This window comes from Aeromonas sp. s7(2024) (genome assembly GCF_040907825.1).
Classification (GTDB): Bacteria; Pseudomonadota; Gammaproteobacteria; order Enterobacterales; family Aeromonadaceae; genus Aeromonas; species Aeromonas veronii.
The window spans coordinates 116530-129708 of sequence record NZ_JBFOCM010000006.1 but is presented as its reverse complement, the minus strand read 5'-3'; the positions used below and the strand labels follow the sequence as shown (position 1 = coordinate 129708).

The window sequence follows — 13179 nt, the reverse complement described above, 5'->3', positions numbered from 1 at the left end:
CGAACAGTGATTAATGAAGGACGGGCCGCCGCCATCGGCGGTCCCGGGAGCAAGGGATAATCCCGTTATCAATCAAGACCCCCAGTGCAGGGGCCAGACCTGGAAGTCAAACATGAAAAATAAAATCAAATGGATAGGTGCTCTCTTTGTGCTGGTAAACGGATCCTGGGTCTGGGCGGCCAGCCTGCCCGCCGATCTCAAATGGGAGACCAACGACACGGATCCTGTGTTCGCCTCCCCCAAGGCACTGTCGGGCGGCAACCTCAATATGTTTGTGGAGAGCTTTCCGCTGACGTTTCGCACCGTGGGGCCTGACTCCAACGGTTCGTTCCGCTCCTTTATTCTTGATAACCAGTTGCGACTCATCAGCTTCCACCCCAATACCGGCAACCCCATTCCCTCGCTGGCGACCCACTGGGCCATCGCGCCAGACAGCCAGACCGTCTACTTCAAGCTGGATCCGCGAGCCAAATGGTCGGATGGCAAACCGGTCAATGCCGATGACTACACCTTCGGCTACGAGATGATGCGCTCCAAACACATCAAGGGGCCCTGGTTCAACAACTACTACACCACTGAAGTGGTAGCGGTAGAGAAGATCGATGATCACACCATTATGGTCAAAGCGGGCAACCGCAAAGCCAAGATGGACCTGCTCAACACCACCGAGCTGTGGCCCCAGCCCAAGCACTACTACAAGCTGACCCCCAACTGGGTGAAGCAGTACAACTGGGCCGTGGTGCCCACCACAGGCCCCTACGTGATCAGCGACGTCAAGAAGGGCAAGTCGGTCACCTTCAGCAAGCAGAAGGATTGGTGGGCAAAAGACGATCGCTACAACCAGCACAGATTCAACATCGACACCATCAAGGTGCAGGTGATCCGCGATCACAACATCGCCTTCCGCCACTTCCTGAAAGGGGAGATCGATACCTTCGAGATGATCCTGCCCAACTGGTGGCATGAAAAAGCGGTCACCCCAGAGTACAAAAAAGGCTACGTGCAGAAGGTAATGGCCATGACCGATACCAAACAGGGCGGTCAGGGGGTTCACCTCAATGTGGCCAACCCCAAGCTGGCGGACGTAAACGTGCGCCTCGGCATCCAGCACGCCTTCAATATCGACAAGATGATCGAGACCGTGCTGCGCGGCGACTACGACAGAGCCACCACCTTCGACTCGGGCTTTGGCGAGTTCACTGACATCACGCTGCCTGAGCGGGCTTATGACATTGGCAAGGCGCGGGAGTACTTTGCCAAGGGCGGCTACAACAAGCCGGGGCCGGACGGCATCCTGCAAAATGAGAAGGGGGAGCGGCTGACGCTGGCACTCACCTACACCAGTCAGGAGCACTCCAAGCGGCTGACCGTGCTGAAAGAGGAGGCCAAGAAAGCGGGTCTCGATCTGGAGCTTAACCTGGTGGATGGCGCCACCGGTTTCAAGGTAATGCTGGAGAAGAAACACGAAGCGGCCTGGCTCGGCTGGGGCGGCGGCGGTCTCTATCCGCAATATTGGGAGTTTTTCCACTCCGCCAACGCCAACAAGCCGCAGACCAACAACCTGTTCAACGTGGCTGACAAGGAGCTGGACGCGCTGATCGATGCCTACAACGTCGAATTCGACATGGCCAAACGGGCCAAGCTCTCCCGGCAGATCCAGCAGCGCATCTATGACCTCGCCATCTTCGTGCCCGGAGTGCAGCTCAACTATGTGCGGGCCAGCAGCTGGCGTTATGTGATGCTGCCGGAAGTTCCTGCCACCAAGAACACGCCGGATCTGCTCTACTGGCCGATGGACGGTTATCCTCACAGTAGTGGCGGTCTGCTCTGGCTCGATCCCAAGGTGAAGGAAGAGACCCGCAACGCCAAGGAGGCAGGGGAGGCGCTGGCGCCCATCAACCTGCTCGACAAGACCTATGCACGTCATTGATATTCAGGCCATTGCGAAGGGAGCAGCCGTTATGCCCAACACTCAGGCCCCCATTCTTGACGTACCGGATAACGGGGGGGAGTTCGCCGCTGATAACGGCCAGCACCAGGCCCCAATCCTCGAAGTACGCGATCTTGAGGTGGAGTTCGCCGTCGATGACGGCAAGATCAAGGTGCTCGACGGGGTCAGCTTCAAGGTGGCCCCGGGTCAGACGCTGGGGATCGTCGGCGAGTCCGGCTGTGGCAAGAGTGTCACTTCACTCGCCATCATGGGGCTCTTGCCCAAGCCCCACGGTCAGGTAGTCGCCGGTTCCATCCGCTTTCAGGGGGAGGAGCTGTTGTCGCTTGCACCGGATCAGATGTACAAGGTGCGCGGCAACCGCATCTCGATGATCTTTCAGGAGCCGATGACGGCCCTCAACCCGGTGCAGACGGTCGGTGAGCAGCTGATGGAGGTGTTTCGCCTCCATCGCCCCGAGTATGACAAGGCCCAGCGTAAAGCCGCGGCCATCGCCATGCTGCAGAAGGTGGGGATCCCGGAACCGGCTCAGCGCTTTGCGGTCTATCCCCACAACCTCTCCGGCGGTATGCGCCAGCGGGTGATGATCGCCATGGCGCTCTCCTGCGAGCCAGACCTGCTTATCTGCGACGAGCCGACCACGGCGCTGGATGTCACCATTCAGGCCCAGATCCTCGAACTGATGAAAGAGCTGCAAGCCCAGACCGGCATGGCCATCATCTTTATCACCCACGATCTGGGGGTAGTAGCTGAGCTGTGCGACGAAGTGGTGGTGATGTACGCCGGGCGGGCGGTAGAGCAGGCCGACGTATTCGAGCTGTTTGACCACCCCCGTCACCCCTATACCCACGGCTTGATGAGCTCGATCCCGCGCCTTGAGGATGAGCCCAAGAGCCTGCTCAAGACCATCAAGGGACAGGTACCGGCCCTGCACGAGATGCCCGCTGGCTGCCGTTTCTCCAACCGTTGCCCCCATGCGACCGACCTCTGTGTCAGCGCCATTCCGGCGGTGGAGCAACTCAATTCGCGCCACCATGTCGCCTGTCACTACTGGAAGGAGTTGACCGTATGAGCACTCTGTTATCGGTCAGGGATCTGAAACAGCATTTCCGGCTGGGAGGCGGCTTCCTGCGCAAGCAATATACGGTTCATGCGGTGGATGGCATCAGCTTCGATCTCAAGCAGGGGGAGACGCTGGGGCTGGTGGGTGAGTCGGGCTGCGGCAAGTCCACCCTCGGGCGCAGCCTGCTCAAGCTGTTCGAGCCGACCGCAGGCACCATCACCTTCGAGGGGCGCGACATCACCGCCCTCAGCCCGAAGGAGATGCGCTCCCTGCGTCAGGAGATGCAGATGGTGTTTCAGGACCCTGCAGAATCCCTCAACAGCCGCCACACCGTGGGCCAAATTTTGGAGGAGCCCTTCATCATCCACGGTAAAGGCAACACTGAGCAGCGCCGCGGCTGGGTGCAGGAGTTGCTGGCAAAAGTGGGCCTGCCGGGCAGTGCGGTGGATCGCTACCCCCACGAGTTTTCCGGCGGTCAGCGCCAGCGGATCGGCATCGCCCGCGCCATCGCCCTCAAGCCCAAGCTGCTGGTGTGCGACGAGGCGGTCTCGGCCCTCGATGTCTCGGTGCAGTCGCAGATCGTCAACCTGCTGCTCAGCCTGCAGCGGGAGATGAACCTCTCCATCATCTTCATCGCCCACGATCTGTCGGTGGTTAAACACATCTCGGATCGTATCGCAGTGATGTATCTGGGACGGATCGTCGAGCTGGCGGATGCCCAGTCGCTCTATCTGACGCCGCGCCATCCCTATACCCAGGCGCTGATCTCCGCCATTCCGGTACCGGACCCGCGCAGGCGCAGCCAGCGCATTCTGCTGACCGGCGATGTGCCCTCCCCCATCTCGCCGCCAAGCGGCTGCCACTTCCACCAGCGCTGCCCCCATGCGACCGAGCTGTGCAAAAGCAAGGCGCCAAGGCTTGAGGCGTGTGATGAGGCCCATCATCAGGTGGCCTGCCACACCCCGCTCGCCGTCGGTGGTCACGCTATCAGCGGCAGCGCCATCAGTGGCAACGCCATGAGCGGTGACAGCAGGCTGGAGCAGGCGAGCTAGGCGCAGCGAACAAACCCCAGGGTAGAAACAGACGAGGCGGCCATCAGGCCGCCTCGTGCTATCGGGTCACGGCTACCGCTCATCAGGCAATCTGGTAGCGGCCCGGCTTGTGGTTGAGTGTCAACACCAGATTACAGATAACCGCCGCCACGATGGAGAGCGCCAGGATCCAGGGCTGCACCACGAAAAACGAGGCAACAACAATGGCGCAATCGAGCCCCATCTGCAGCTTGCCCGCCCGGATGCCAAAGCGATCCTGAATAAAGAGCGCCAGAATGTTGAAGCCCCCCAGACTCGACTTGTGACGGAACATAATAAGCAGCCCCATGCCAATCAGGGTACCGCCGATCAGCGCCGCATAGAGAGGCTCTATCTTGCCGATCTGCAACACCCCGTTGAGGTGATCGGTCATGTAGGAGACCGCCGCCACCGAGACAAAGGTGTTGAAGGTAAAACGTGGCCCCATCCGCAGCCATGCCAGCGCATAGAAGGGCAGGTTGATGCCGAAAAACAGCAGGCCGAAGCTGATGCCGGTCACCTTTTGCAGCAACAGCGCCAGCCCGGCGGTGCCGCCAGTGAGCAGGCCAACCTGATGAAACAGAAAGATGCCGAGGGAAACAAAGCCGGCCGCCGTCAGCAGAGCCAGCACATCCTCATAAATAGGATGGGCAGTGCGAATCGAGGTGTTGTCCATAACCTGTATCCAAGCGAAGTAAAGAGAGTGTGTCTGTCGCCTGCCGTTGCGGGCGGGCTGCGAGCCCTGTCCACAGGGCTTCGTTATGGGGTCCAGTCTATTTTTTGTGAAAAGGATCACAACAGTCGGGCTGAACGCCCCATTCTGGTGCCTGTCATCTGGCATTGACACTCGCTGCACCAAGATGCAGCATGCCGCGCTTTAAGCGCGCCATCACTCCATCCACAGCACGAGGCACTTTTCATGAAGGTCACCATTTTTGGCACAGGCTATGTCGGGCTGGTGCAGGCCGCCGTTCTGGCCGAGGTGGGCCATCAGGTCTGCTGCGTGGATGTGGATAACGAGCGGATCGCCGCCCTCAGGCTAGGGCAGATCCCCTTCTATGAGCCGGGGCTGGCCCCGCTGGTCGAGAGCCATCTGGCCAGCGGCCGCCTGAACTTTACGGTCGATCCCGCCATTGGCGTGGCACACGCCGAGCTACTGCTGATCGCCGTGGGCACCCCGGCTGACGAGGATGGCTCGGCCGATCTGCAACATGTGCTGGCGGTGGCCGACACCATAGGCCGACTGATGCAGCGCCCCAAGCTGGTGGTGACCAAGAGCACTGTGCCGGTCGGCACAACGCAGCAAGTAAGAGAACACATTGAGCTGCAGTTGGCCGCCCGTGGGCTGCCCCTCGCCTGCGAGGTGGCGGCCAACCCCGAGTTTCTCAAGGAGGGAGCAGCAGTCAACGACTGCATGCGGCCGGACCGCATCATCATCGGTTGTGACAGCGAGCGGGCGCTTGAGCAGTTGCGCGCCCTCTACGCCCCCTTCAACCGCAATCACGACCGGATCGTGGTGATGGATCTGCGCAGCGCCGAGCTCACCAAGTACGCCGCCAACGCCATGCTGGCCACCAAGATCTCCTTTATGAACGAGATAGCGGCCCTCGCCGAGCAGCTGGGGGCCGATATCGAGGCGGTGCGCCAGGGGATGGGGGCAGATCCCCGCATCGGTTACCACTTTATCTACCCGGGCTGCGGCTACGGCGGCTCCTGCTTCCCCAAGGATATCAAATCGTTGCGCCATACCGCGGCGAGTGTCGGCTGCGACGCCCCGCTGCTGGCAGCGGTCGAGCAGGTCAACCAGCGCCAGCAACAGAAGATGGCGCAAACCCTGCTGACCCGCTTCGGCCCGGATCTGCGTGGCCACACCTTTGCCCTGTGGGGACTGGCGTTCAAACCCGGCACCGACGATATGCGCGATGCGCCGAGCCGCCCGCTGCTGGCCGCCATCTGGGCTGCCGGTGGCCGGGTGCAGGCGTTTGATCCCAAGGCGATGACTCGCGCTCGCGAACTTTACGGCGAGCGGCCGGATCTGCTGCTCTGCCCCACTCAGGAAGCGGCACTGGAAGGGGCCGATGCCCTGCTGATCTGTACCGAGTGGCAGGCGTTTCGCGCCCCCGATTTCCAGCAGCTGAAAGCGCTGCTCAACCAGCCCGTCATCATCGATGGCCGCAACCTCTATGACCCGCGCCAGCTCAGCGAGCTCGGGTTTGACTATCACGCCATCGGGCGGCCACATCTTCCCGCCAAAAAGCAGCCTGCCAACACCAGCTGCAACCCGGAGACTCAACCATGATCTATCTTGTCACCGGCGTCGCTGGCTTTATCGGTTTTCACGTGGCCAGCCAGCTCTGTGCGGCAGGCCATCAGGTGGTGGGGATCGACAACCTCAACGCCTACTACGAGGTGAGCCTGAAAGAGGCACGGCTGGCCCAGCTGGCCAGTTTCCCCCATTTTCACTTCGAGCGGCTGGATCTGGCGGATCGCGAGGCGATGGCGGCTCTCTTTGCCCATCATGGTTTCGAGCGGGTGATCCATCTGGGGGCGCAGGCGGGGGTGCGTTACTCCATCGACAATCCGTTCGCCTATGCCGACAGTAACCTCACCGGCATGCTGACGGTGCTGGAGGGGTGTCGTCACCACGGGATTCAGCACCTCATCTACGCCTCCTCCAGCTCGGTCTATGGCATGGGGGATCAGATGCCCTACTCCACCGCGCAGCAGGTGGATCACCCGGTCTCCCTCTACGCTGCGACCAAAAAGAGCGGCGAGCTGATGGCCCACGCCTATTCGGCGCTCTATGGCCTGCCCACCACAGGGCTGCGCTTCTTTACCGTCTACGGCCCCTGGGGCCGCCCCGACATGGCCATCATCAAGTTCACCCGCGCCATCCTCGCGGGAGAGCCTATCGACGTCTATAACTACGGCGATCTCAGCCGCGACTTCACCTACATAGATGACATCGTCGCGGGGATCCTCGCCGTGGCCGACCAGCCGCCCCGCCCCAATTCCGATTGGCACGCCAGCGAGCAGAGCACGGCCGAGAGCGCCGCACCCTACCGCATCCTCAATATCGGCAACGGCCAGCCGGTGCGGCTGCTCGATTTTATCGAGGCGCTGGAGGATTCCATCGGCAAGCCCGCCATCAAGCGGATGCTGCCGATGCAGGCAGGCGACATGCACGCCACCTGGGCCGACAGCGAACCGCTACACACCCTCACCGGTCTGCGCCCCGCTACGCCCCTCAAGCAAGGTGTTGCCAAGTTCGTCCGCTGGTATATCGACTACTATCGGCCCGCCCGCTGACGAGCGCGGGTAGCCCCTCGGTCATTGATGAGTTAATCAGATACCACTGATGCCCCGCGGGTTTTAGGATGGCTGAACACACTGTCTGCGCACCATAGCGAGGATTTGAGATGCAATCACAGGAACAGGGTCTGATCGATGGACTGTTCGACCGCCTCAAGCAAGCGCAAGCCAGGGATAGCAAGCGAGACCCACAAGCGGATCAGCTGATCCGCCAGCATCTGGCCCAGCAGCCCGATGCCCCCTACTACATGACCCAGGCGCTGCTAATTCAGCAGGCTGCCCTTACCCGCCTCAACGAACGGGTCAAGGAGCTGGAAGCCAGCCAGAGCAGTGCCAGCGGCGGCAGTTTTCTCTCCGGCCTGTTTGGTAACGAAAGCAGCCCGCCCCCGCGCTTTACGCCGCCACCGGCAACCGCTCCTGCCCAGCCAGCATCCCGTGCCAGCTCCTTTTTAGGGGGCGCCCTGCAAACCGCCGCCGGTGTGGCCGGTGGCGTCATGTTGGCCGATATGATCGGCGGACTGTTTCACAGCAACCGGCCCGAGGAGATCATCGACATCATAGAGCCAGCGCCCATCGCCAATTCGGTCGATGTGGAACCGGTACGCTGGGACGGCTGGGATTCACCTCCCGATGTTGGCAGCAATTTTCTCGATGACGATAACCTGAGTGGCGGCTGGGCCGACAGTGACGATAACAACGGCGGTTTCTTCTGACCGTCAAACCATTACTGGCCCCGCACCTAGCGGGGCTCAACTCGATACGAAACCCATGACTATGGAAAGTGTGATGACACCACGGATCGGCAGCGGCATGACGCGATATACTCAGCGCGCTTCGTGCCACCCGGGAACAACTCCCGACCCCAGGCGCTCTGTCCGTGGCCATGCAACACCCCCATGACGACAAGGAGCCACCTCATGATCCGAACCCTGCTTTTGACCGGTGCCGCCATTGCGGCCTATGCCCTGACCCAGAGCCACTCTCTGCTTCCCCTGCTCAGCCTGCTGGCCCTGCTTTCGCTCTGGGTTGTCAACGAAATTGGACTGATATATCGCCAGTTACCAGCCGCCCAACCAGACGAATCTGCCTACCACTTGGATGTCTGAGTTTGTTAAGAAATCCTTATGCCAACGCTTCTTCATCTAACAAGCTCGATATCATGAACTCAACTTCCCCACTTTATTCGAGCCTGATACTACTTGCTTGCCTGCAAAGTGCTTCGCTGTGGGCGCAATCCCCATGCCCAACAGGGGATGACTGCTCAACACTTAGTAACAACCAACCAGTCTCCGTACTGGGTAGCAACGGTGGTAACGGTGGTAACGATGGTAACGGCGGTAACGGCGGTAACGGCGGTAACGGCGGTAACGGCGGTAACGGCGGCAACGGCGGCAACGGCGGCAACGGCGGCAACGGCGGTAACGGCGGCAACGGCGGCAACGGCGGCAACGGCGGCAACGGCGGCAACGGCGGCAACGGCGGCAACGGCGGTGATGGAGCTGATGGAGCTGATGGAGCTGATGGAGCTGATGGAGCTGATGGAGCTGATGGAGCTGATGGAGCTCAGCCTGACCAATAATACGTCCCTTGCAATCTATTTTTAGATTGAGGGCACAATTGGCTAGCCTATAAGTTCCATACCGTTTTGCTCTCTGAAATCAACCGGCTATAACAACAGGATCCACTGGGTTCGTGGCGATAGCAGCCATGTTCCTCTATATCTTCTGTACTCAAACAGGAGATAACCCATGAGGCACATCAGCGAAAACGGACTGTTTTTGCTGCTTTTTTTGTCGTTGTTACTGGCAGGTACGCCGCAGGCGATGGCACAAGGCAGGGATTTCAGACAGGCCCCCAAGGCGCTGACGGCGATCAAGCAGGGTCAAGTGGCCCAGCAACACGGCAATCTGCAAAAAGCCATCGCCCTCTACTGTGTCGCCGCCAGCACTGGCAACCCAGAGGGATATTTCCGGATCGGCCGCCTGCTCGCCACCGGCCCCGCCTCGGTGCGCAGCGCCAAGCTGGCCAACAGCTACCTCGCCATGGCAATGCGCCTTGGTAACCGACAGGCTGCCCGCTACTACAACGCTCGCATCGGCAATGCCCCCATGGGTGATCAGTGCGGCATCGGGATCCGTGGCAGTCAGGGTGGCTATCTGGCCGGGCTCCCTTCCACCCCCTTCAATGTCGACACCTGGGTTGCCCGCCAGCCTCCTGCCAAGCAAAAACTGGTCACCATGCTGCGCCACGCAGCCAAACACCATAAGGTGGATGCCCGGCTGGTACTGGCGATTGCCATCGCCGAATCCAATCTCAACAGCCGTGCCGTTTCCCCCAAGAATGCCCAAGGGCTGATGCAGCTCATCCCCGAAACCCAGCAACGGTTCGGGGTAACCCGGCCATTCGATCCGGCCCAGAACATCAAGGGTGGCGTCAGTTATCTCAAATGGCTGGATCGCCGCTTCGATGGCGACTGGGTACTGATCTCGGCAGCCTACAATGCCGGGGAAAAAGCGGTGGAACGCTATGGCGGGATCCCACCCTATGACGAGACGCAGGAGTATGTGAAACGGGTGCTCTACTTCGCTGGCCACAAGCAGCCCTGAGCGGGAGGTCAGGAGCTCGCCCGACCGGAAGGCGGCACACGCCCCTTTCTGCGGCCACTGTGGCGGCCACGCCCCCAATAATCGAAGCCATAGTGGCGGTAGTAACCCACCAGATTGCTGACCAGAAACAGCCCCTCCATCAGCGCGGCGACCGGTGAGCCCACCAGCAGGTTGTTACCCAGCCAGCAGAGGGTACCGAGCAGCATCCAGCGCCGCAAAAGGCGATCATCCGGGCAAAACGCGGCCCGGGTTTGCAGCAGGCTCGCCAGCAGCCCGATCAATGAGAGTGCGCCCTGATAGGTCGCCAGCGCCGCCGCACAGGCCAACCCCATGAAAAACCACATCAAGATGCGGCGAACCAGCCAGATGCTCACCAGAAAGCGCCAGCTGGCCAGCAGCAACAGGCTGGCAGCCGACCACTGCCCGAGCAGGGTAAAGTGACCGGCATTGAGGGCACAGGAGAGGGCCAGACAGGCCAGGATCCTGCGGCGATCCCGCAACTGAAACGACAACAGATCGAGCAACAAGGCCAGGCTTACCACCAGCTGCGACCACAGAAACAGCGACATCATCCACACCTCATCCGTTATTTGGATGGTGCAGCATGAGGGGATGGTCGGAGAGCGGCATTAACCCGTGTTAATGCGCCTGCGGATCCGTGACAGAGTGACCGGAGTGATACCGATATAGTTGGCGAGCTGCACCTGAGTGAGCCGCGCTGGCCAGTGGGGGAAGGTGTGGCAGAGCTCCCGATAACGTTCCTCGGGGGAGTGGAGCAGCAAAAACGCCTCCTTGCGCTCCTTGTAACCGAGCTGCTGTCGCAGCAGGGCCATGCAGACCGGCTGCCAGGCGGGCTCTTCCAGCAGGGCGAGCGGCACCCGAACTACCTGCAACTCCGTCAGCGCCTCCAGCTGGTAGCGGGCGGGCGATCCCGTGAGCCAGCTGTCATAGAGCAGGCAGAGCTCCCCTTCGAAGTAGAACTCCTTGCAGCGCTCCTGTCCGTCCCGGGTGTAGTGGCAGGCGCGAGCGATGCCCGCTTCGATATAGAAGGCAGCTTCCTGCTCTGACCCCTGCGCCAACAGTGCATGACCGGCGCGCAGTGTCTGCCGTGGCAGCGCAGGCTGATGGCTTCGCTCAGCGCGGCGTCCAATCCCATTGTGCAGAGAAAGGCGGCCAGTGAGGGGGCTTGAGGAGATGGATTCATGAGGGCTCCGGGACAAAACGGCAGCCCACATCATGCCCAAATTGCACGACTGATGCAGCAAGGCGTGACCGCTGCGGCAAAGGGGGGACATAGCCGGGTGCCACCTTTGCCCCCCCTCGTCCGTTGGTTTACAATCGACGGGTTTTTTGGAACCCGGTTGACCTGTGTCGACCTGGCCCCACCACGACATCAGTCTGTTAATGCCAAGACATTAACCTGCTGAAAAGGAAGAGAATTAGCCAATGGCTCAATTTATTTACACCATGAACCGGGTCGGCAAGGTAGTGCCGCCCAAGCGTCATATTCTCAAGAACATCTCCTTGAGCTTCTTCCCGGGCGCCAAGATCGGCGTGCTGGGTCTGAACGGCGCCGGTAAATCCACCCTGCTGCGCATCATGGCAGGCATCGACACCGAGATCGAAGGGGAAGCCCGTCCGCAGCCCGGCATCAAGATCGGCTACCTGCCGCAGGAGCCTAAGCTGGATCCGGAGCAGACCGTACGCGAAGCGGTCGAAGAGGCCGTTGGCGAAGTGAAGCGCGCCATGGCCCGTCTGGACGAGGTCTATGCGGCCTACGCCGATCCGGATGCCGACTTTGACAAGCTGGCCCGCGAACAGGGCGAGCTGGAAGCCATCATCCAGGCTCAGGGTGGCCACAACATGGAAAACCAGCTGGAGCGTGCGGCCGATGCCCTGCGCCTGCCGGCCTGGGATGCAAAGATCAAGCACCTCTCCGGTGGTGAGCGCCGCCGTGTGGCGCTCTGTCGTCTGCTGCTGGAAAAGCCGGACATGCTGCTGCTGGACGAACCAACCAACCACCTGGATGCGGAATCCGTTGCTTGGCTGGAGCGCTTCCTGCACGACTACGAAGGCACTGTTGTGGCCATCACCCACGACCGTTACTTCCTCGACAACGTGGCAGGCTGGATCCTGGAGCTGGACCGCGGCGAAGGTATCCCGTGGGAAGGCAACTACTCCTCCTGGCTGGAGCAGAAGGACGCACGTCTGGCGCAGGAAGCCAGTTCCGAAGCGGCTCGCCGCAAGTCCATCGAGAAAGAGCTGGAGTGGGTTCGTCAAAACCCGAAAGGGCGTCAGGCCAAATCCAAGGCCCGTATGGCTCGCTTCGAAGAGCTCAACACCAACGACTACCAGAAGCGCAACGAGACCAACGAGCTGTTCATTCCGCCCGGACCGCGCCTCGGCGACAAGGTGGTGGAAGTGGCCAACCTGCGCAAATCCTACGGTGATCGGGTGCTGATCGACGATCTCTCGTTTGCCATTCCGAAGGGCGCCATCGTCGGCATCATCGGCCCGAACGGTGCTGGTAAGTCGACCCTGTTCCGCATGATGTCGGGTCAGGAGCAGCCGGATTCCGGCGCCATCACCCTGGGTGAAACCGTGGTGCTGGCCTCTGTCGATCAGTTCCGCGACAGCATGGATGACAAGAAGACGGTATTCGAGGAAGTCGCTGACGGTCAGGATATCCTGCGCATCGGCAACTACGAGTTTCCGAGCCGCGCCTATATCGGCCGCTTCAACTTCAAGGGTTCCGACCAGCAGAAGCGGGTTGGCGAACTCTCCGGTGGTGAGCGTGGTCGTCTGCACCTGGCCAAGCTGCTGCAGACCGGCGGCAACGTGCTGCTGCTGGATGAACCGACCAACGATCTGGATATCGAAACCCTGCGCGCCCTCGAGAACGCTCTGCTGGAGTTCCCGGGTTGTGCCATGGTCATCTCCCACGACCGCTGGTTCCTCGACCGTATCGCCACTCACATCCTCGACTATCAGGATGAGGGCAAGATCGAGTTCTTCGAAGGTAACTTTACCGAATACGAAGAGTGGAAGAAGAAGACCTACGGCGCCGAGGCCATCCAGCCCCATCGCGCCAAGTACAAGCGCATCGCCAAATAAGGCTGACTGCGTGTTGAGGGGAGCTTCGGCTCCCCTTTCTCTTGCCTTTTGACTTACAATCCTAGA

12 protein-coding genes and 1 pseudogene are annotated in these 13179 nt (G+C 60.8%); 9 read left to right on the top strand and 4 right to left on the bottom strand.

Annotated elements, in window-relative coordinates; translation table 11 throughout:
* Nucleotides 1-112 precede the first annotated feature (112 nt).
* The 3 genes from AB5Y73_RS01485 to AB5Y73_RS01475 are packed head-to-tail and all read left to right on the top strand — an operon-like array spanning nucleotide 113 to nucleotide 4063.
* On the top strand, nucleotides 113-1930 hold the full coding sequence (locus tag AB5Y73_RS01485; protein ID WP_118854261.1) for an extracellular solute-binding protein: 1818 nt from the start codon (nucleotides 113-115) through the stop codon (nucleotides 1928-1930).
* Between the two features lie 31 nt (nucleotides 1931-1961).
* Nucleotides 1962-3020 carry an ABC transporter ATP-binding protein gene (locus AB5Y73_RS01480; protein ID WP_107682565.1) on the top strand — a complete coding sequence of 353 codons (1059 nt, stop codon included), beginning with the start codon at nucleotides 1962-1964 and terminating at the stop codon, nucleotides 3018-3020.
* Nucleotides 3017-4063 (top strand): ABC transporter ATP-binding protein, encoded by a 1047-nt coding sequence (locus AB5Y73_RS01475; protein ID WP_107682566.1) that lies wholly within the window; start codon nucleotides 3017-3019, stop codon nucleotides 4061-4063. Before AB5Y73_RS01480 ends, AB5Y73_RS01475 begins: the two co-directional genes overlap by 4 nt.
* A gap of 82 nt (nucleotides 4064-4145) precedes the next feature.
* On the opposite strand, the gene AB5Y73_RS01470 is transcribed toward AB5Y73_RS01475, so the two are convergent.
* A complete protein-coding gene (locus AB5Y73_RS01470) occupies nucleotides 4146-4757 on the bottom strand; it encodes a YitT family protein (RefSeq protein ID WP_005349421.1) in 612 nt (203 codons plus the stop codon).
* A 243-nt stretch (nucleotides 4758-5000) separates the two neighbouring features.
* Here AB5Y73_RS01470 and AB5Y73_RS01465 point away from each other — a divergent pair, with 243 nt between their 5' ends.
* From AB5Y73_RS01465 to AB5Y73_RS01450, 4 genes are all read left to right on the top strand, one after another.
* On the top strand, nucleotides 5001-6380 hold the full coding sequence (locus AB5Y73_RS01465) for a UDP-glucose/GDP-mannose dehydrogenase family protein (protein WP_279499307.1): 1380 nt from the start codon (nucleotides 5001-5003) through the stop codon (nucleotides 6378-6380).
* A complete protein-coding gene (locus tag AB5Y73_RS01460) occupies nucleotides 6377-7390 on the top strand; it encodes an NAD-dependent epimerase (RefSeq protein WP_107682567.1) in 1014 nt (337 codons plus the stop codon). The genes AB5Y73_RS01465 and AB5Y73_RS01460 overlap by 4 nt, the downstream gene beginning before the upstream one ends.
* 110 nt (nucleotides 7391-7500) lie before the next feature.
* The gene (locus AB5Y73_RS01455; protein ID WP_107682568.1) at nucleotides 7501-8106 is read left to right on the top strand and encodes a DUF2076 domain-containing protein; all 606 of its coding nucleotides are present in this window, start codon (nucleotides 7501-7503) and stop codon (nucleotides 8104-8106) included.
* Between the two features lie 204 nt (nucleotides 8107-8310).
* The gene (locus AB5Y73_RS01450; protein WP_107682569.1) at nucleotides 8311-8499 is read left to right on the top strand and encodes a hypothetical protein; all 189 of its coding nucleotides are present in this window, start codon (nucleotides 8311-8313) and stop codon (nucleotides 8497-8499) included.
* A gap of 155 nt (nucleotides 8500-8654) precedes the next feature.
* Here the strand turns inward: AB5Y73_RS01450 and AB5Y73_RS01445 are convergent, their stop codons facing one another.
* The gene (locus AB5Y73_RS01445; protein WP_279499309.1) at nucleotides 8655-8969 is read right to left on the bottom strand and encodes a hypothetical protein; all 315 of its coding nucleotides are present in this window, start codon (nucleotides 8967-8969) and stop codon (nucleotides 8655-8657) included.
* A gap of 172 nt (nucleotides 8970-9141) precedes the next feature.
* On the opposite strand from AB5Y73_RS01445, the gene AB5Y73_RS01440 reads away from it, so the two are divergent.
* Entirely contained in the window at nucleotides 9142-9999 is an 858-nt protein-coding gene (locus AB5Y73_RS01440) for a lytic transglycosylase domain-containing protein (protein WP_107682570.1), read from the top strand.
* Between the two features lie 8 nt (nucleotides 10000-10007).
* Here the strand turns inward: AB5Y73_RS01440 and AB5Y73_RS01435 are convergent, their stop codons facing one another.
* Together AB5Y73_RS01435 and AB5Y73_RS01430 are read right to left on the bottom strand one after the other, a co-directional pair.
* Nucleotides 10008-10571 (bottom strand): YgjV family protein, encoded by a 564-nt coding sequence (locus AB5Y73_RS01435; RefSeq protein WP_181497572.1) that lies wholly within the window; start codon nucleotides 10569-10571, stop codon nucleotides 10008-10010.
* 57 nt (nucleotides 10572-10628) lie between these two features.
* Nucleotides 10629-11203, bottom strand: a pseudogene (locus tag AB5Y73_RS01430) (Crp/Fnr family transcriptional regulator).
* Between the two features lie 242 nt (nucleotides 11204-11445).
* On the opposite strand from AB5Y73_RS01430, the gene ettA reads away from it, so the two are divergent.
* On the top strand, nucleotides 11446-13113 hold the full coding sequence (gene ettA / locus AB5Y73_RS01425; RefSeq protein WP_005358378.1) for an energy-dependent translational throttle protein EttA: 1668 nt from the start codon (nucleotides 11446-11448) through the stop codon (nucleotides 13111-13113).
* Nucleotides 13114-13179 lie beyond the last annotated feature (66 nt).

Excerpts from the sequence above, each read along its gene's own strand:
- AB5Y73_RS01480 (WP_107682565.1), top strand. The coding sequence starts at position 1,962 with ATGCCCAACACTCAGGCCCCCATTCTTGACGTACCGGATAACGGGGGG.
- ettA (WP_005358378.1), top strand. The coding sequence starts at position 11,446 with ATGGCTCAATTTATTTACACCATGAACCGGGTCGGCAAGGTAGTGCCG.
- AB5Y73_RS01450 (WP_107682569.1), top strand. The coding sequence starts at position 8,311 with ATGATCCGAACCCTGCTTTTGACCGGTGCCGCCATTGCGGCCTATGCC.
- AB5Y73_RS01440 (WP_107682570.1), top strand. The coding sequence starts at position 9,142 with ATGAGGCACATCAGCGAAAACGGACTGTTTTTGCTGCTTTTTTTGTCG.
- AB5Y73_RS01465 (WP_279499307.1), top strand. The coding sequence starts at position 5,001 with ATGAAGGTCACCATTTTTGGCACAGGCTATGTCGGGCTGGTGCAGGCC.
- AB5Y73_RS01455 (WP_107682568.1), top strand. The coding sequence starts at position 7,501 with ATGCAATCACAGGAACAGGGTCTGATCGATGGACTGTTCGACCGCCTC.
- AB5Y73_RS01460 (WP_107682567.1), top strand. The coding sequence starts at position 6,377 with ATGATCTATCTTGTCACCGGCGTCGCTGGCTTTATCGGTTTTCACGTG.
- AB5Y73_RS01485 (WP_118854261.1), top strand. The coding sequence starts at position 113 with ATGAAAAATAAAATCAAATGGATAGGTGCTCTCTTTGTGCTGGTAAAC.
- AB5Y73_RS01435 (WP_181497572.1), bottom strand. The coding sequence starts at position 10,571 with ATGATGTCGCTGTTTCTGTGGTCGCAGCTGGTGGTAAGCCTGGCCTTG.
- AB5Y73_RS01470 (WP_005349421.1), bottom strand. The coding sequence starts at position 4,757 with ATGGACAACACCTCGATTCGCACTGCCCATCCTATTTATGAGGATGTG.
- AB5Y73_RS01475 (WP_107682566.1), top strand. The coding sequence starts at position 3,017 with ATGAGCACTCTGTTATCGGTCAGGGATCTGAAACAGCATTTCCGGCTG.